Annotated in this window: 5 protein-coding genes; 2 read left to right on the top strand and 3 right to left on the bottom strand. The window is 65.8% G+C overall.

The annotated features are described in order from the left end of the window. The first annotated feature begins 16 nt into the window (after window positions 1–16). A complete protein-coding gene (locus RAD04_RS00610) occupies window positions 17–17,047 on the top strand; it encodes a leukotoxin LktA family filamentous adhesin (protein WP_461622212.1) in 17,031 nt (5,676 codons plus the stop codon). Between the two features lie 11 nt (window positions 17,048–17,058). After that, the gene (locus RAD04_RS00605; protein ID WP_461622211.1) at window positions 17,059–18,747 is read left to right on the top strand and encodes a ShlB/FhaC/HecB family hemolysin secretion/activation protein; all 1,689 of its coding nucleotides are present in this window, start codon (window positions 17,059–17,061) and stop codon (window positions 18,745–18,747) included. A gap of 108 nt (window positions 18,748–18,855) precedes the next feature. Here RAD04_RS00605 and bluB read toward each other — a convergent pair whose 3' ends face one another. Genes bluB through cobU form a run of 3 tightly spaced genes read right to left on the bottom strand, consistent with a single transcriptional unit; the run spans window position 18,856 to window position 20,775 of the window. After that, on the bottom strand, window positions 18,856–19,488 hold the full coding sequence (bluB, locus tag RAD04_RS00600; RefSeq protein ID WP_461622210.1) for a 5,6-dimethylbenzimidazole synthase: 633 nt from the start codon (window positions 19,486–19,488) through the stop codon (window positions 18,856–18,858). Window positions 19,489–19,492: 4 nt separating this feature from the next. Further along, a complete protein-coding gene (cobS, locus tag RAD04_RS00595) occupies window positions 19,493–20,275 on the bottom strand; it encodes an adenosylcobinamide-GDP ribazoletransferase (RefSeq protein ID WP_461622209.1) in 783 nt (260 codons plus the stop codon). Then, window positions 20,272–20,775, bottom strand: coding sequence for a bifunctional adenosylcobinamide kinase/adenosylcobinamide-phosphate guanylyltransferase (gene cobU / locus RAD04_RS00590; protein ID WP_461622208.1), 504 nt, complete (start codon window positions 20,773–20,775; stop codon window positions 20,272–20,274). Before cobU ends, cobS begins: the two co-directional genes overlap by 4 nt.

Genomic DNA, 20,775 nt, shown 5'->3' with positions numbered 1-20,775 from the left:
ATGACGAGGATCTGAAATGCGCGGACCATCTGCGGCGCGAAACGATGACGAGCGGACGACGCTGCGCCGGCTGGCGCGGTTCCGTTCGATGTCGCTGCTCTGCGCGATGCAGATGGTCTTCCTGCCGGTGTTCAGCGTCCGCCTTCAGGCGCAGACGGCGAACGTCATCGTTCCCCATGGACGGACCGGGACCAGCCTTCAGACCTCCGGCAGCGTCACCAACGTCACGACGTCGACGGTCTCGGGCAACAATGCCTTCAACTCGTTCTCGCAGTTCAGCGTCGGGCAGGGCAACACCGTCAACCTGCAACTGCCGACCGGCACGCGAAACCTCGTCAACATCGTTCGCGACGCGCCGGTCTACGTCAACGGCACGCTGAACTCCTACATGAACGGCTCGATCGGCGGTAACGTCTATTTCGCCGACCCCAAGGGCTTCGTGGTCGGCCGCAGCGGCGTGGTCAATGTCGGCAGCCTCAACGTCTCGACCCCGACGCGCGAGTTCACCGACAGCCTGATCGGTCCCGGAGGCGCGATCAACGGCACGGCGGTCGGCAATCTCATGGCGGGCTCATTCCCGGTCTCGCCGGACGGCAACATCCGCATCTACGGCCGCGTCAATGCCCAGGACGGCGTGCGCCTGACCGGGCAGAACGTCTTCGTCGGCGGCGCGACCCAGCGCGACATCGCCAATCTCGACCACGCCGCAAAGTTCGCGGCATCCGTCAATTCCAAGGGCCTGCGCAGCGCCAGCTCGATCACCGTCAGCAACGGTTCGATCCATATCGGCGCCGTCAACAACGCTCGCGTCAACGGCCGCCTGACCGCGCACAGCAAGACCTCGACGCCGAGCAACATCACGGTGCAGGCCGGCAACAATATCGATATCGGCAAGAACGCCAGGCTGAACATTGTCAGCAAGACCGGCGATGCCGGTGAGATCCGCCTGAAGGCGGCGCAGAACCTGACCGTGGCGGGCGGGGCCAGGTTCAACGCCAGCGCCAAGACCGGCAATGCGGGCCTGGTCGATTTCAGCGCGAACGGGGTCATCGACATCGGCCAGGGCATCAAGGTCAACCTTAGCGCGGCCAACGGCAAGGCCGGCACGCTGCTGATCGACCCGACCGACCTGGTCGTCGGCGATGCCGCCCAGGGCGACACCGGCGTGACGCTTTCGAACAGCTCCGTCGCGGCTGCGCTCGCCGGGCTCAGCGCCGGTGCCGACTACCTCATCCAGGCCGATCATTCCATCACACTCGCCGCGCATGCGGTGATCGATGCCCGCCGCCTCGATGGCTCCGGCCATTCGACCGGCAACGCCAACAACGTCATCATCGATGCGCCGAATATCGATATCAAGAATGGTGCGCAGATCCTGGCGCAGTCGGTCAATTTCGGCGGAACCAACTACGCCGACGGCAACGTCACGCTGACGGCAACGGCGAGCGACATCAAGCTGTCCGGCCAAGCCACCGCGGCGACGTCGATCACGGTCGACGGCAAGATCACCGGCGGCACCGTCTCGATCACCGCGACGTCGACGGCTGTATCCAGTTTCCTGGACGGTTCGGCAGCGGGTGCTTTCGCGCTCGTCGGCTCGACGCTTGCCGGCTCGCTGCTGGGCCTCAATGGCGGCTATGTCGCGGCCAGTGCCACGGCGACCATCAACATCAACAGCCATGCCGACATCAACGGTCGCGGCGATGTCAGTATTTCCGCGCATGCGTCGGAGACCGCCTCGGATCCGGCCGTCGCGTCCACCTTGCTCGGCAGCCTCACGCCGGTCGCGGCCGGCGTCGTCGTTGGCAAGATCGACGGCACTGCCACCACCAACGTGGCCTCGGGCGCCACGATCAATGCCGGCGGCAACCTCGAGATCAAGGCCCTCAACGACGCCACCATCGCTGTCTCCGCCCTCGCGGCATCGACGAGCGCGCAGATCGTCCCGACGGTGGCCTATTCCAAGGGATCGGTGACAACGACCGCCAACGTCGAGACCGGCGCGCATCTTGCGGCGGGTCTGGTGAATACGAGCGGCAGCACCCTGAAGGTGCGCGCGATCAACAACAACTCGTTCTCGACCAGCGCAACCTCGGTCGCGGCACCCGGGACGGGTGCGAGCGGCGCCGTCGGGGGAGCATTGGCCATCAGCGATATCACGACGTCCGTGACCGCGACGCTCGGCGCATCGCTCGGAACCGACGTCAACAACCGGATGAACGGCTCCGTTCTAATCGAAGCGACGTCCGACACCACGAGCAATTCCACGATGGCTTCGTCCATCGCCGGCCTGCCCGCGCTGATCGCGGCGATCGAGAGAGGACTGCGCTCCGTCACCTCGCCGACGTCGATCATCAGGGACCACATGGGATCGCTGGTGCCGCTGAGCTTCGATTTCAAGGTCGCAGGCGCGCTGTCGCTGGCCAACAGCACCCAGAGCGCGACCGCTGCGATCGCGCAGAATCCGAGCGGTGGCGCGCCGAGCATCTATGCCAGCGGCAACGTCGCTGTCGCCAGCAACGTCATCGATCGCGGCGTTCGCAGCAATGCGACGGCCAGCGCGATCACGAAGGACATATCAACCGGCGAAAGCACGGCGATCAGCGCGGCCGTTGCCTGGGGCAACTTCACGCATAATTCGAACGCCTATGTTGGCAATGGCACGCTGATCAACGCGGCGAACATCGCTGTCGACGCCACCACCGAGCTGCCGATCACTAACACCTGGCTGAAGTGGGATGGGCTGGGTGCGGTGCTGAGCCATCTCAACGGCAATCTCGGCGTCGGCGGCAACATCCTGACCAGCTATGCCAATGCCACGGCCGATGCCGGCGACACGATCGGCATCGCCGGTTCGCTGAACCATTTCGTCGTGAACAACAACACGACGGCCTGGGTTGCCGGCGATGCGAATCTGACTACGACCTGCACGAGTGCGGCCTGCGGCAGCAGCTGGTCGGCCGGGATGGATAATGGCGACGTCCACACTTACAATGCCAGCCTTCAGGTCGTGGCCACAACGACCACGGCGTCGATCGACGCGGCCGGCAATGTCGGCACGCTCGGCTTCCTCCCGGGCAACACGTCGGGCGGCTCTTCGGTCGGCGGCGCGCTCAATATGGTCCAGTTCAATACCAACACGATCGCCGGCATTTCGGACGGCGCGAGGGTGCGGGCGGCGGACGACATCGCCGTCAACGCGACCACGTCGGATCAGTTCGTGGCTGTCGCGCCGACCAACGGCAAGGCCGCCGGCACGCTGGCCCTGAACGGCATCACCTCGCTCGGCTTCCTGAACAACACGACGCACGCCTCGATATCGAGCCAAGCCACCGTCTATGCGCCGACAGTCGGCATCCTGGCGCAGCAGGATCTTTCAGTCGTCACGCTGGCCGGCGCGATGAGCCGAAACACCAGCGGAGGTTCGGCGGTCGGGTTGGCGGTCGCCTATCTGGGCGCGAATACCGACACCTCTGCCTATATCGGCGACAACCATTCCGACATTCGCCCCGGCCCGTTCAGCTCCAACGATCCGTTTGCCGGCAATGGCGGCGGCAGCGGAGCCGTCAATGTCGACAATCTCACGCTCAGCGCGACCACCTCCGGGCGCATCACCGCAGCCGCCGTCGCGGCATCGATCTCCGAGCCGCAAGCGTCCAGTTTCTCCGACAAGGCGGGTGCAGCGGGCGCCGGCGCGACCGGAGGGGCCGCCGGCGTGGCAACGGCTGCAAGCAAGATCGGCTCGACCTCGGGATCGAGCACCGACGGTTTCAGCATCGATCTCGCCGGCAGTTCGTCGATCAGCGACGTTTCGCTCGGCACCAGCGCCTATATCAGGAATACGACGGTCAACAAGTACACCACGACCGGCACCGTGGTGACCAATACGATCGTTCAGGCGCTGAACGACACCATGCTCAACAACGGTTCCGGCTCCGCGGCGCTCAATCTGGCCGGCGCGTCCGCTCAAGGCGCCGCGATCGGCGGGGCGATCGCCGCGGCGATGTCGAACAACGCAACGCTCGCCTACATCTACGGCACCACCATGAACAATCAGAGTTCGGTGACGGTGCAGGCGCTCAATGGCGGCTCGGAGACCGTCGTCGCCCTGGGTGTGGCAGGATCAAAATCCAATGCGGCGTCGCTGTCCGCCTCCGTCGGCATCATCACGGACAGCGCCAACGCCTATATCGAGAACTCGACGATCACGGGCCAGTCGACCGGCGTCAATCGCGCGCTCGAAGTCGATGCCTACCAGACCACGAACATCGCGATCGGCGGTGGCTCGCTCTATATCTCGGGCGGCCAGGCCGGCGTCGGCATCGGGCTGACCTATGCTTCGATTGCCGATCCCACCGGCGGCAACGCGACCGACGCGCATATCCGCAGCACCTCGATCTCGAACTACGACACCCTGCTGGTGCTGGCCGACAGCGCCAGCGTGATTGCGGCCGGTGCGGCCTCGGGCGGGGCGGGGTCGAACGGACTGGCCGGCGCGATCGTCGTCAGCGAGATCTCGCCCAGCACGACGGCCTACATCAACAGCGGCTCGACCGTGAGCATCAACGTCGGGCGCGTGACGGTGCTCGCGGACAGCGGCGCGGTATCGGCACTGGATACGGCGCTCGGAAACCTCGTCAGGACGTCGAACAACAATCATCTCGCCACGGACACCTGCACGGTTGCCGGCGGCACGGGCGGGCAGAACTGCATCGACTTCAGCGCGGCGGCGCTCAACGACGGCACGGGGAATGGTCCGGGTGCCAGCATCGTCTCCGTCGCGGGCCTCATCCAGGCCGGCAAGAACAATGTCGGCGCCTCCATCGTGTACGACACCATCGCAACGACGCATTCGGCCTATATCGCCAACGTCCTGATGTCGGCGGTCAGCAATGTCAGCGTGAGCGCGGTCGATTCATCGAAGATTCAGTCTGTCTCGATCGGCCTCGGTCTGGCGACCGGACAGTTTGCAGGCGTCGGCGGCACGACGATCAGCTCGATCGCCAATACCGTCTCGGCGGCCATCGGCAACAATCTGTCCAGCACGACGCAATCGTCCGTCACGGCCCGCAACATCTCCGTCAGTGCGACCGACAATTCCAGTATCACCGGAACCGCCGCGATCGCGAGCGCCTCGTCGCAAGGCAGCGCCGCAGGTCTGGCGCTGGTCTACAGCAGCATCGCCAACAATGTCAGCGCCGGCGTCACCGGCTCCAAGCTGACGGCCTCGGGCAGCGTTGCCGTCGGTGCGAACTCGAATGCCACCATCTCGACGGTCGCCGTCGGTGTCGCGATGTCCTCGCAGGTCGGGCTGGCCGGCTCGGTCGCCACCAATCTGATGGGAACCAACGTCACTGCCAGCATCACCGCTGCCGGTACCAACGGCATCAACGGTGCCGACGTCACCGCCGCCAACAATGTCGGCGTGATCGCCGGCAACAACGACAAGGCGGCCGTGTTCGCCGGTGCCTTGTCGATCAGCAAGGGCGCGGCCGGCGGCGCGGGCTCGCTGGTGACCAACCAGATCACCGGAACCACCGCGGCCTATATCACCGGGGCGAACACCAAGGTCGATGCGCTCGGAACCAGCTCGTCCGATACGCTGTCGGTCAACAACGGCACGCTCGTCCATGCTTTCGATCTCGGCACAGCCCATGCGCCGACCGACACCACGCCCGACCTCACCGAGAACCAGGACGTCCTGCGCGGCCTTGCCGTGGTGGCGAGCTCGCACCAGGCCGTCGTGACCAACGTCGCCTCGCTCGCCGCGAGCTCCAGCATCGCCATCATGATCAACCCGATCACCAATGTGATGAGCGGGTCGACCAGGGCCTATATCGACAGCGCGAGCATCGACACGCGCCTGACGTCGTCGACGCTGGCGCCACAGATCGAGGTCGCCGCGTCGAGCTTCTCCTATTCCGGCGCGTTCGGCGCCGGCATTGCCTACGGCAGCACCGGCGGCGGTGGTGCGACGATCATCTCGACGACGATGTCGCGCGAGACCTTCGCCACCATCACCAATGCCACGGTCGGCGGCGTGCAATCGTCGAGCGCGACGGTTGGTGCCGTCACCGTGAAGGCCAATGCCGAGCAGGACGCCTCGTCGGTGGCCGTCGGCTTCAACACCGGCTCGGTCGGGCTGAACGTCTTCCAGGCGACCACGGAAGCCTATGTCGACGGCGGCGCGCTGACGGCCGCGTCCCTGACGGTAAACGCCACCAACAACACCGGCATCTTCTCCGCGAACGGCTCCGGCGCCTATGGCAGCCAGGCCGCGATCGGCGCGGCGTTCCTGGTGCAGGTCTCTTCGAACCGGACCGAGGCCTATGTCGGCGACGAGTTCCATTACCAGGGCAACGGTGCCGCACACACCACCGCGCTCAATTTGAGCGGCGCGCTCGACGTCGAGGCCAAGACCAAGAACCGCTTCGAAGCCTACGCGATCGGCGGCGCGCTCTCGACCGGCACGGCCGCGATCGCGGGTATGGCGAACATCGAGGTCGCCAACAACACCACCATCGCCGGCGTCTACGACACCACGCTGCAGGGGGTGACGGGTGGTTCGGCCGGTGCGGTCACCATCAACGCCAACGAGGACGTGGCGATCAAGGAGATCGCGGGTGCGCTCGCGGTCGGCGCCAGCGGGGCGGGCGTCGGTGTCGGCGCCGCCGCCAACGTCATCGTGTTCAAGAGCCGGACCATTGCCGAGAGCTGGAACAGCAATCTGAACTCGGCGGGCGCCGTCAACGTCAATGCGTCCAGCACCAAGGAGGTGCTGTCCTACGCGGTCACCGCCGGCATCGGCGGCAGCGTCGGCATCGGTGCGACCGTCGGCGTCATCATCATCGGCACCAATACCGCGGACGCCGACACCCAGGGCCAGCAGACCGGCCAGCTCAATCAGGGCGGCAACGGCACCATCGCCTCCGTGAACAGCCGCACCAGCAACAGCCAGGGCAGCGGCGCCGTCGCCAGCGGCACGGCCGGCAATCCGAACAGCGCCAATGTCAGCTCGACCTACGACGTCAGCAACGTCCTGAGCGGCGGCAACGACGTCGTGGTCGCGCAGATCGCGGGCGGCCACGTCACGGGCACGCAGGTCAATGTCGCCGCCACCAGCGCCAATGCGGCCAAGATGTATCTGCTCGGCGCGGGCTTTGCGAAGAATGTCGGCATCGGGGCCGGTATCGGCTACACCAGCGTCAACAGCACCGTGCTCGCCAATCTGAGTGATTACGGACGCAACGGCTCTGGCGTGCTGGTCGCGGCCGATACGCCTCTGGCCGTCACGGCACCGATTGTCACCGTCGCAGCGCTCGTCAAGGACGCCTCCGACGGTCCCTATGCCGGCAAGACCATCGACACCGAGGCCATCGCCGGCGGTGCGGCGCTCTACTTCGGCGCCCAGGCGGCTGTCGCGGTCGGCAATGTCAGCAATTCCGTGGTGGCGCTGCTCGGCGGCCAGATCACCGGCGCGAGCGGCGCCAGCAATGGCGCCGCCGTCATGGCGCAGGATTCGACGACCCAAATCGTCTTCACCGGCGGCGTCACCGGCGGCGCCGTGGCGGTCGGCGCTTCCGTCGCAACGGCAAGCCGAGGGAGTTCGGTCGCCGCGAGGGTTCTCGACGGCTCCACGGTCAACGTCGCGACCCTGTCCGTTGGCGCAAGCGGCGCCGGCACGCTGACGACGACGGCCACCTCGCTCGGCGGCGGCATCGTCGCGGGCGTCGGTGCGGATGCGGAGGCTCACGAGAACTCGTCGGTGCTGGCGGAGATCGGCAGCAGTGCCGCGATCACGACGTCTGCGACCGGTGTCGGGACGCTGGTGTCGGCCTCGATCATGCCAAATCTGTCGAGCGAGGCGATCGGCGTCTCGGTCGGCGGCGGCGCCGTCGGCGTCGCCATCGCCAAGTCCACGGTCGGCGCCACGGTCACGGCCGATGTCGGCGACAATGTCAGCTTCTCGGGCGGTGCGCTCGCGGTGACCGCCATGGCGCTGGTTCCGATTGTCGGTACACAGAACAACTCCGACGGAACGACTACGACAATATATGGCACCACGACCTGGGCCAAGGCGCTCGCCGGCGGCGGCGGCTCGCTGATCGGCGCGCAGGGCAGCCTAGCTGTGGCGTCCGAGAACGCCACGGTGAACGCCTATGGCGGGGTTGGAATCCGGCTTCCCAATGCCGACGTGACCATCGCGGCCGAGAACGACAGCTCCCAATACGCTAAGGCGACGGGCCTTTCGAGCGGATTCCTGGCGCTCGGCGCCACCGTCGCGCAGACTTCGTCGAGCGCGCACACCTACGCCTATCTGGGTGCGCCGGCGGACATGGATTCCCTGAACCAGGGCAGCTACACCGGCATCCTCCGGATCACGGCGACCGGCTCCGACACCAATGTTTCCGACGCGACCGTCGGCGCGGGCGGCACCTATGCCGGCGCGGCCGCGGTCGCCACGACCAACTCAACCGCCGTGACCAACGCGCGGTTCGACGGCGGCACGGCGGACGACACGCTCTATTTCGGCGGCCTCCGCATCAATGCCAAGCACACCACGAACTATATCGCCAGCGGCGACGCCTATCAGGCCTCCACGGCCGGCGTCTCCGCCGGCAAGGCGCAGAACGACGTCAACTCGACCACCACCGTCGACATCGGCACGCATCTGATCATCAATTCGGCGGGCGGCGACATGGTCGCCATCGCCAACGACATCGTCAACCAGGGCGGCGGCGGCGCGCGTTCGGGCTCCGGCGGCTCGTTCTCGGGAGCGGCCGCGCTCAGCACGTCGACCGTCACCCAGACCGTTACCACCAATATCGGCGCCGGCACGGTGCTGAGCCTCAACGACGATCCCAGGACCTCGACGGCCGTGATCAACATCGAGGCCTACAACACGCTGAACACCAACGACACGGCGAGCCTCGCCACGGCCAGCTTCTTCGCCGGCGGCGGCGCCGAATCCAACATGACGGCGAATGCCACGCTGGCGGTCAACATCAACGCCCGCGAGCTGTTCAGTGCCGGCAAGATCTATGTCGGCACGGCCGCGAAGATGGCGGCTGCCAACAATGCCAATGCCAGCCTCTACGGCGCGATCGCAGGTGTTGGCGCCAGCACCAACAGCTGGGTCCACGCCAACCAGTCCGTCAATGTCGGCGACGGCGCGAAGATCGTGGCCTGGCGCGACATCACCATGTATGCGGGCCTGTCCGGCGATGGCCTCGTCTTCAGCAGCGTGCAGGCGACGGCAACGACGGTCGTCTACAACAACACCGCCATTCCGATCTCGACGCTCTACCGCGGCACCGCCAATGCCGACGACACCACGAGCCTGACGCTCGCGCCCACCTCGAGCGTGCTCGGCGCGCGCGACATCTATCTCGGGGCCACGCAGGGGCAGGTCACGGCCGCCGGCAATGGCAGCAACTACAACCCGTATCTGGACATCTTCAGCGCCAAGAACAGCGACAACCACAGCCACACCAGCGGAACCGGCGACGTCGCGCTCAATGGCCTGGTTGTGGCGGGCATCAACAACGACGTGACCCTCATGATCGACCTCGGCGCAACCACGCCGACCCTGAGCACGACCAGTCCGTACACGGCGCTGACGCTCGAATCCGTCGCCGACGTCAATCACTTCAACCCGACGATGAGCTGGAACCACCAGACGGTCCAGTACACCATCGTCGGCAACTTCAATCCCTACCAGCTCGTGGTCAATCAGCTGGTGACGCTGACCGGCCTGAGCGAAACCCAGGTTCGCTCCCAGCTCGCGGCGGCGACAGCGACGAATCCCGCCACCATGTCGCCGTCCGGCACCGATCCGACCGGCGACGTGCAGCGCCAGATCGACACCTTGATCAAGCAGGCGCCATTCACCTCCGACGCGCCCGGCAACGCCTTCGCGTTCGGCGACATCCTGGTATCGGCAGGTAACGTCTCGATCCTCGCGCAGAAGCTGACCGGAAACAGCGGCACGAATCCTGCCGCACCGGCGGTGATCGCGCGCAGCTCGCCCTTGATCAAGATCGAGAACAAGGGCCTCGACTTCATGAGCCTCGGCAACCTCACGGTCACCGACGTGAGCGGTGGCAACATCACCTACCGCCAGACCGATCATGTCGATCCGGACTCGCATTCCAACGTGACCTTCACCGCGATGCCGAGCGCCACGCCGACCATCGACATCTCGGCCACCTACAACCGCCTCGATCCCGACAGCGGCCAGGGCATCGACCAGAACGGCAACGTGCTGACCCGCACGCCCGACATCTATTTCAACGGGGCCGTCAACAACGCGAACGGTCTGCTCAAGATCATCAACAATCTCGGCAGCGTCGTCGCATCGCAGTCGCTCAGCGCCGCGACCGTTCAGATCGTCGTGCCCAAGGGCACCTTCACCTTCCTCGGCGGCATCGGCAGCTTCTACGACAGCGGCAGCGCGGTCACCTCGCAATGGGCCAGCACCGAGAACAGGCCAGAGGATGCGCTGACGGCGGTGATGACGGCGGCGACCTATCTCGGCGCCTATGGCGATTACTACACCGCTCCGCATATCGCTTCCGGCGGCGATCATCCGTACTTCTATTACTGCTGCGCCGACGGCAGTCACGGCATTTATCAGCCCGTCGGCAACGCCGACGCCAGCACGATCTTCACCGCGCGCATGCTGATGACGTATTACGACGGCACCTCGCTCTATTCGTCGATCTTCCTGCCGATGGGCAAAGGCACGCCCGGTGCCGCCGGCAATCCCAACGCCGGCAGCGTGCCTGATGTCGCGACCCTCAGGATCATCGAGGGGCAGTCGGCGGACTCGACCAATGTCGTCGTCGCGCCATGGCAGAAGACGACTTATGATGGCCGGAACGTTTATGCGGATACGGGCGTGTACAAGACGCCGTTCAATTGCTCGCGAGACTGCGATGGCTTCTTCCAGGTCATCAACATCCAGCCGGACGCGATCACGCCGAAGACCGCGGACTCGCCGGTCTCCGCGACGGCCACCCGGACCATCACCGGCCAGGCGGTGATCATCTCGGCGTCGGTGATCAACATCAACGGCACCATCCAGGCCGGCTCGAGCAGCAATTACTCGGTCAATATCGGCGCCGCGGCGTACGATGCCATCTATGGCAGCAACGGCCTCAAGAACCGCAATGGCGGCGCGGACTTTGCCGCGGCCCAGGCCAACGCGCGCAACGGTGTCTTTTACGACATCTCGGGTTCCGTGACGGCGTCGGCCAGCGGCGATGCCAAGATCGGGGTCAGGTACAACGCTCTCACCGACCAGCTCATCCTGAACGGCGTGGCGCAGGGCGCCGGCGGCTACGTCTATCTGAACGGCAAGATCATCTCGACCTCGACCGACAGCACCCAGACCCAGGGAAACATCGAGATCAAGGGCGGCGCCGGCACGGTCACGGTCAACAACACCAGCGGGCTTGCGCTCGTCACCAACGCCATCAATACCACCGCCACCGCCCAGAGCGTGGTCGAGATCGTCGATCAGCTGAAGGGGAAAACGACGTGGTGGGTCTACGATCCCAAGGCGGCGAGCAACCAGCAGGTCTCGAAGTATGAGGCCAACAGCGTCACCGCGGCCGCGATCGATCCGTCGATGCTGACAGCCCGGACCGGTACGGCAGGTATCCAGTACGCGACGCAGGCGAACATGCTCTACCAGTGGGTCGACACCGCCACGGTGGATCGTCTGACCAACAGCACGCAGTTCGACTACGGCTGGCACTTCACGCCCAATCAGACCACCGGGGAGAACTGGACTCGCTCGATCAGCCTGGTTTCGGGCACGCAGGCCAGCAACTACCAGAAGGTCACCACCGCCACCGGCAGCTATCACTGGGCGGACGGGGTAGACTCGCACGGCAACATCAATCCGCTCAACACTCACCCCGAAATGTGCTGCGGCGCGGACGCTCAGTACAATTGGTACCAGGCGATCTACGATCATTTGACGCTCTCGCTGACCAACACGGTCAAGGCGTCGAACCCAATCAACATCAAGTTCACCGGCGGCAGCAGCAGCGACGTCGTGGTCAATTCGACCTCCGGCATCGTCGTCAACGGGTCGATCAACAACCAGCAGGGGGCGACGACGCTCAGCGCGACCGGCACCAACTCGACGATCACGGTCGGTGCCAATGCCAACAACCCGGTGATCTCGGGCACGAACGTGACGCTTCGGGGTGACGGTGGCATCGGCACGCTCGGCACCACCAAGACTCCCGTCCAAGTCCAGCTCTATGGCGGCAGCCTGACGGCCAGCTCGATCGACCGCAACATCGCGATCTCGGCCGTCGGCGCGCTGTCGATCAACCAGGTGAAGGTGAATTCGGCGGGCGCCACGCCACAGGGCAGCGTCTTCCTCTCGGCGACCGGCGACATCAACTCGGCCTCCGCCTACAACGTCGCTAGTCCGGTCGTGATCGGCAAGAACATCGAGATCAACTCCACCTCCGGTGCGATCGGCGCGACCAGCGCCGTCGTCAACGGCGCCTCCACCCTGACCAACATCAATCCGCTGGTGATCCAGGCGACGGGGACGGTGCAGGCGGGCGGCAGCGTCGATGGCGGTGTGCTCGACAGCGCTTCGGCCACCGGCACCTACATCGTCCAGTCCAAGGGCGATCTCCGCCTCGGCACGATCCAGTCGACCGGCGGCCCGGTCTTCCTGGAAGCCGCCGGCTCCGACGGCAACCAGGCCAGCATCCTGAACGGCCGCGCCGCGGTCGGCCTCACCCAGGCGCAGAGCCAGCATCTGCAGGACGTCTGGGCCAGCCTCGACCTGCTCAGCGGCAACGCCGCCACCAACGCCGTCAACAGCTACCAGTCGATGGTGACGTCGGCCTACAACGACTACTTCCAGCTCAAGAACATCGCCTTCCCGAACGGCAGCACCTACAACCCGACGTCTGTTGGGCTGACGGTGCTGCGGGCGCAGGTGGCGGCCAAGCTCGGCATCGACCCAGCCAACGTCACGACGACGCAGATGAAGACCGAGGCCACGACGCGGTTCCTGCGGGATCAGTTCCTGCTCGGCCAGATCAATACCGCCGAGCTCAAGACCTCGCTGACGACGTTGCTCGGAACTGCACCTGCGGATCCGCTGGCCTCAGTGTTCGGCAGCTCGCTCTCGACGACGCTGTTCACAAAACTGTTCGACGGCGTCGCAACCAATCAGCAGTACCTGCCGACCAACGCCGCGCTCCAGTCCGCCCTGCAGCCGGGCCATTTCAGCTCGAGCTACACCTATACGCTTGCATCGACCGAGCGGGTCTACGGCATCATCACCGCCGGCTCGCAATGGACCCAGAGCCAGCTCGCCTACACGGTGTCGTCGTCGGCCGTCGGCGCGGCGCCGCCGCCGATCGACGAGAACGTCATCGCCAATGTCAGCGCCAACCAGATCATGCTCTACGCGCCGCGCGGCTCGGTCGGCAATTCGGCGGCGCCCCAGACGTTCACCTTCACCAGCGTCGATGCGTCCTCGCTGACGCCGGAGCAGAGAGGATTGCTGGCGACGGCCGGTCCCGGCCAGCTCACGGTCGGCGCGGTCACGGATCCGACCAGCCATGTCACGACCTATACGGTCAGCCTGTCGCAGCAGAACCTCGTCGTCGTCGACAATCCGATCGCGATCTCGGCGAAGGCGCTGACCAACGTCTATCTCGGCAGCAAGAACAGCCTTTCGCTCGGCGGCGTCACCGCGAATTACGGCCCGATCGCAGCCGCGCAGGCCAACGGCATCGAGGTGACCGGCCGCGGCGACGTCAAGCTCGACGCCGTGACCAACATCTCCGCCAATGTGGGCGGGGCCGTGATTTCGGGCGATATCGCCAACCTGACCCTGATCGCCGAGCACGGCAATGTCGGCGCGCCCGGCGCCGCCGGAAGCAATCCCGCGACGAACGCGAACGCGCTTCAGATCGCGTTTGCCGACCCGGGCAACGACCAGCTCGACCAGGTCTCGTCGGCGCAGGGCATCTATGTGAAGCAGACCACCGGCGATCTCATCCTCGGCAACATCGCCGCCGGCAATGCGATCCAGCTCGCCGCGACCGGCAGCATCTACGCCGAAGCCGATTTCACGGACCGGACCGCGATCCACATCCTCGGCACCGACCTCGATCTGCGCGCCGGCGGCAGCATCGGCTTCAACGGCTCGACCTTCCAGCCGCTGCAGGTGAATATCTCCGGCGCGGTAACCGGCTCTGCGGTCGGCGATGTCAGCCTCCTCGCGGTGACCGGCGATCTCGCGGTCGGCACGAGCGGTCCCTATGGGGCGCTGACGGCCGGCGGCGCGTTGACGCTGAACGTGGCGCGCGGCGCGCTCACCATCAATACTGGCATCACCAGCGCCGGCCCGATGCAGCTGCTCGCCAATCGCGGCATGACCTTCGCGGCCGGCACCAGTGCGGCGCCGGTGGTTGCGACCAGCAGCACGGACGGCGTGACGCTGGTGGCTTCCACCCTGTCGATGGGCGCTTATTCCGCCATCAACGCGACCGGATTGATCTCGGTGACCACCACTGGCGATGCGACGATCGGCCAGCTGAATTCGTCGCTGTCCTATGCGGCCGCCTCGAACACCCCGTCGATCATCGTCACCGCCGGCGGCGTCGCTTCGCTCGGTGCGATCATCGACAATGGCGACGGCCAGACCAAGTTCATCGCCTCCGGTGCGGGCGCCGAACTCTCGCTGAGCGCATCGAACGGCATCGGCAGCGCGACCGGCCGGTTCGCTCTCAGTGCCGCGCGTCTGTCGGCGAGCGCGAGCGCCGGCGACATCTACGTCAAGTTTCTCACCGACAGCGAGGTGAGCCTGCTGTCCGCGGTGAAGGGGAGTGTGGACATCATCGGCACCGGCGGACTGACGCTCGACCAGGTGCTGGCGGGCACGGCGACCGGCGCGAGCGGGGCTTTCCGCGCCGTCACGAACAACGGCAGCATCCTCATCGGCACCGCCGACAGCAGCGGTTCGCAGACGATCCACGCGACCCAGAACGTGACGTTCAAGTCGCTGGCGGCCACCGGTAATAGCGGCGATGCCGGCAGCATCAACGTCACCGCCGACACCGGCTTCATCCTGGCGCAGACGCTGACCTCGGGCGGCGTGACCACGCTGGGCTCGGTCTCGGCCCATGGCTCGGCGACACTGCTGGCGGCGACGACCATCACCGGCAACACGCTCGCCGCCACGACCGGCTCAGGGCTGCTGACGGCCACCGGCCCGATCAACTGGAGCGCCCTCAATGTCGGCACCACACTGGGTGCGACGGCGAGCCAGAGCAGCATCACCCTTCAGACCGCGCAGAGCGGCGGCACGCAAACCATCCACGCCCGCGACAACGTCACCTTCAACGCGCTGACGGCGACGGGCATCAACGGTGATGCCGGCAGCATCAACGTCACCGCCGACACCGGCTTCATCCTGGCGCAGACGGTGATTTCAGGCGGCGTGCCGACGCTCGGCTCGGTCTCGGCCCATGGCTCGGCCAGCCTCGTTGCGGCCACGACCATCACCGGCAACACGCTCGCGGCTTCGACGGGCTCGGGCCTGCTGACGGCCACCGGCCCGATCAACTGGAGCGCCCTCAATGTTGGCACCACACTGGGCGCGACCGCGCGGCAGAGCAGCATCACGTTCCAGACCGCGCAGAGCGGCGGCACGCAGTCCATTCGCGCCCACGACAACGTCACCTTCAACGCGTTGACGGCGACGGGCATCAACGGCGATGCCGGCAGCATCAACGTCACCGCGGACAACGGTTTCATCCTCGCGCAGACCGTGATTTCAGGCGGCGCGCCGACGCTGGGCTCGGTCTCGGCCCACGGCTCGGCGAGGCTGATCGCGGCGGGTACCAACACCGGGCATAACCTCACGGCCACGACCGGGAACGCAGTCCTGAGCGGCACTGTCGTTCACTGGGATAATCTCAACGTTGGCGGCGCGCTCGACGTCACCGCGACGACCGGAGGGATCACCGTCGGCACCGCCATCAGCGGCGGCACGCAGACCCTGCATGCCGTGAACGACGTCGTCTTCAGCCAGCTCACCACGACGGGTATCCCGGGCGATGCCGGCGACCTCAACATCAAGTCCGATACGGGCTCGCTCCGCGGCGGATCGATCTCCGCCCACGGCGACACGCATTTCGATATGGTCGGACCGGTCTCGCTCGACCGGATCAGCGGCGACATCGTCAAGATGACCTCGTCGGGTGATTTGACGATCAACTGGGTCAGCGTCGTGCGGGAGCTCGACCTCGCGGCTGATACGATCAACGTCAGGGGTGAGCAGATCCGTTCGAACCCGGCGGTCCCGCTGATCCTGAACGTCACCGGCTATAACGGCGGCGTTGCGAAGTCCGCCAACATCTCGATCGACCCGGACCACATCATCGTCAACCAGTTCAGGGTGGTGGACGCGACCTTCTGGACCGATGCGCCGGCGGTCTCGATCCTGAACGGCTATGTGCCGGGCCAGCTCATGCTCACCACGGCCACCCAGCAGATCCTCCTGAACAACCGTACGCCGGCGCCGTCCAATTGGCCGACGCTCCAGCTCTACCAGCCGGGCGGCGTGTTCACGATGAGCCAGGTCGGCAACGCCAATGTCAGCAATGCCTATGTGGTGTTCTACACCGGCGACGTCTCGGCGACCGTCACCAATTACGGCCCGACCCACACCTGCTGCAACGCCTTCACCGGCGCGAGCATGATGCGCAACATCGCGGTCGACGGCGAGGGCAAAGAGAGCATCGAGACCTGGCTGGCGAAGAAGGACGGGGGCACGTTCTACCTGCTCGGTCTCTCCGGCCAGGCGCGGCTCGACGCGCTGCTGACGCCACGGCCGGTCGAGGCTGTTGGGTCCGGTCCCGCCGTCAACATCGAAGGGCTCAGCGACATGCGCAAGCTGCGCCAGAAGGGGCAGCGTGCGGGACGTCCGGGCTGGAAGGATGCGGCGGTTGAAACGGCGAAGCCGGCCGTTGGCCGTCTCGCACAGGCATGGTAATTGGATTCGGGATGCGGATTCTGGGGGCATCGTTGGGGATCGTGCTTGCAGCTTGCTGCATCGTCTCCGCGCGTGCCCAGTCGATCAATCCAGGCGTGATCCAGAACGACGTCGACCGCCAGCGGCGGCAGCTCGAGCAGCAGAGCGCGCCGCCCAAGCTCACCGGGCCGGCGGTGATCGGCGGCGAGCGCGAAAAATCCCAGCTCCTGAAACCGGGCGGGCCGAAATTTCGTCTGCGCAAGGTCACGTTCGACGAGTCCAAGTTCATCACGCCGGCGGAGCTGGATGAGATCGCGAAGAAATATGTCGGCAAGGACGTCGACATCGCCTCGTTGTTGCAGCTCGTTGCCGACATCAATGCGGTCTATGCCTCGCGCGGCATCGTCACGGGCATCGCGACCCTGCCCGAGCAGGATGCCAAGGGCGGCGTCGTCCGCGTCAAGCTGACCGAAGGACGGCTGCAGAAGACCACTGTCGAGGGCAACAAGCAGACCCGCACCGATTACATCCTCGATCGCGTGAAGGAGCCCGAAGGCGAGGTCCTAGACGTTCCTAAACTCAACCGCGACGTGATCTGGTTCAACCGGACCAACGACGTCCAGATCAAGGCGCTGCTGCAGCCCGGCACGAGCTTCGGCCTCACCGACCTCCAATTCGCGGTGATCGAGCCGCCGGTCGATACCTTGCAGCTCTTCACCGACAACCAGGGTTCCGAGAACACCGGGCGCTGGGAGGGCGGGGCCTTCTACAAGCGCCACGGCTTGTTCGGCGTCGACGACCGCCTGACCTTCTACGGCGTCCGCTCCGACGGCAATCTCAACGGCAATGTCGCCTACAGCATCCCGGTCAATCCCTGGGGCGGCCGCGCCGGCGTCAGCTATACCGAAGGCAAGATCAAGATCGTCCAGGGGCCGTTCGTCGCGCTCGACGTCACCGGTCGCTCGAGCCAGGCCGCTGTCAATTTCAGCCAGCCGGTCTGGGTGACGCAGGACTGGCTGGTGTTGCTCAACGCAGCCTTGACCGAGGGCAAGACCGTTAGCCGCTTTGCCACGGTCGCCGTGACCGACGACCACTACGACAAGACCACGGCTGGAATCTCGGTGACCAAGTCCGGCAACACCTATTCGATCACGGTCTCGCCGGCAGTGAACTACATCGCGTGGCATGACTATGTGCTCGGCAACAACCGCGCGTTCAACACCTATACCGGCTCGCTGATCGCGACCAGCGCCGCAGGGCCCCAGAACTTCAGCGCCAATGTGCTGGCGAGCTGGCAGTACACGCAGGAGAAGCTGCTGCCGGGCGATCAGATCTTCTCGATCGGCGGCCCCACCACCGTACGCGGTTATCCCTCCAATGCGGCCTCCGGCGACAGCGGCTATTATTTAAATGCCGAGCTGCACTACAACTGGTCGCAATGGCTGAGGGGTTTCGACACCTACATCTTTACCGACTGGGGTGCGGTGTATTCGACCTTCCCCGGCGTCACTGAAATGGCCTCTGTCGGCGTCGGCTTCTCCTGGACTTATGCGTCGTTCATGACGTTCGAGGCAAATTACGCGACGCCGCTGAAGATGGCGGTCTCGACTCAGAACCATTACGAGGCCTATGGCCGCGTCATCTTCCGCCCGCTGCTGATGTTCCAGAAGCCGGAGCCACCCGCGCCTGTGGCGGCGGTGGCCGGCAGGAGCAGGTCGTAGCGTCTCCGTCATGGCCGGGCGTGTACGTGTCCCGGCCATCCACGTTCTTTTGACGTGGAAACGAAGACGTGGATGCCCGGGACAAGCCCGGGCATGACGAGCTTGGGGTTAACGCCGCAACGTAAACTCATCCGCTCCGCGCCGGTGCTCCCATTTCGCCTGCTCCAGCTCGGGCTGGTCGCATTCGACTTCCGGATAGCCGATGCAGAGATAGGCGATGAACTTCCAGGTATCGGGCACGTCGAGAACGGCGTGGATACGATCCGGATTGAGGATCGAGACCCAGCCGATGCCGATACTCTCGGCGCGTGCGGCGAGCCACATCGCGGTAATAGCGGCGACCACGGAATACTCGGTCGTCTCCGGCATGGTCGCACGGCCGAGGCCGTGGCCGATGTCGCTGGCCTTGTCGGCGAACACGGCGAGGTGACCGGGGGCCTGTTCGAGGCCCGACAGTTTCAGCGTGGCGTAGCGGGCCGCACGTTCGCCGGAATAGCAATTCAGTGCTTCGGCGTTGCACGCCGTGAAATCGTCGATGATGGCGCGACGTCGCGCAGCATCATCGACGGTGACGAAGCGCCAGGGCTGGCTGAGGCCGACCGAGGGCGAGAGACAGGCGGTCTCGATCAGGCGATCGATGGCGCCGGCCGGCAGCGGGTCAGCTCGAAAGCGGCGGACGTCGCGGCGCCACACGAACAGCTCGCGCAAGTGCTGACGGAAGGTGTCGTCGAACTCGACCATGAGATCAGCCTCCCATCCGGAAGGATGCCGCGACCAGCAGAATAAGGATCTCGCCGATCTGCTCGAATGCACCGAGGATGTCGCCGGTCTGCCCGCCGATCTGGCGCACGGCAAGCCGCGCCAACAACAGGCCGGCGAGCGACAGCAGGATCAGGCCGACCAGCGCCTTGCCCGGCCCCAACGCGAGAGCGAGCGCGAGCGTTCCAAGAGCGAAGGCGATGGCGATGCTGCGACCCGGCGGCGATCCCGCGCTCGCCGACAGCCCGTCAGGCCGCGCTGGCGGTACCAGTGACATGAAGGCCGGCACGCCGGCGCGGGCGGCGGCATGCGCTGACAACAGTGCACATGCCACCAGCAAGGGATCGGCGATCGCCGCGAGTGCGCTCCAGCGCAGGCCGAACGACAGGATCAGCGCGCAGACGCCGTAGGTCCCGATCCGGCTGTCGCGCATGATCTCGAGCTTGCGCTCGCGCGTGCGGCCGCCGCCGAGCCCATCGGCGGTATCGGCAAGACCGTCTTCGTGCAGCGCGCCGGTGATGAGGACGGTCGTCGCCAGCGCGAGCAGGGCGGCAATGTTCGGCGTCAGTCCGAAGCGGACGGCGACCTTGTAGACGAAAGCGCCGGCAAGGCCGACCAGCAGTCCGGCCACGGGTAGCGCCCATGTCGCACGCGCGACGGCGCCATCGGCCGCGGGCTTGGACGATGCCACGGGAAGGATCGTGACGAACGACGTCGCCATCCTGAGATCGGCGATGACGTCCCGCAAAAATTCGGCGCGCAGCATCATTTCAGTTTCATGGGCAAACCGGCGACGACGAACTCGACCTCGTCGGCGGCTTCGGCGATGATCTGGTTCATGATGCCGGCGGCGTCGCGATAGCTGCGCGCCAGCGCATTGTCGGGGACGATGCCGAGGCCGACCTCGTTGGTGACGAGGACGACGGGGCTTTTCAGGCGAGGCAGGGCGGCCGCGAGTTCTCCGACTTCGCGCTCCCAGTCGCGCTCGGCATGCATCAGGTTGGAGAGCCACAGCGTCAGGCAGTCCACGAGCCTTGCGCCGCCGCCATCGCTTGCGACCAACGCTGGGACGAGATCGAGGGGCACTTCGCGCTCGATCCAGTCGGTTCCGCGGCGCGCGCGGTGCTTGACGATCCGCGCTTCCATTTCGCTATCAAGCGCCTCAGCCGTCGCGACATAGACGGGCTGCCCGGGGAAGGCGCGCGTGCACATTTCCGCACGCTTGCTCTTGCCCGATCGCGCTCCGCCCGTGATCAAGATGACGGCCAT

The sequence above is a fragment of the Bradyrhizobium sp. 25ACV genome, from assembly GCF_054863005.1.
Note: the sequence above shows the minus strand (reverse complement) of the source record. Positions and strands in the feature narration are given on the sequence as shown.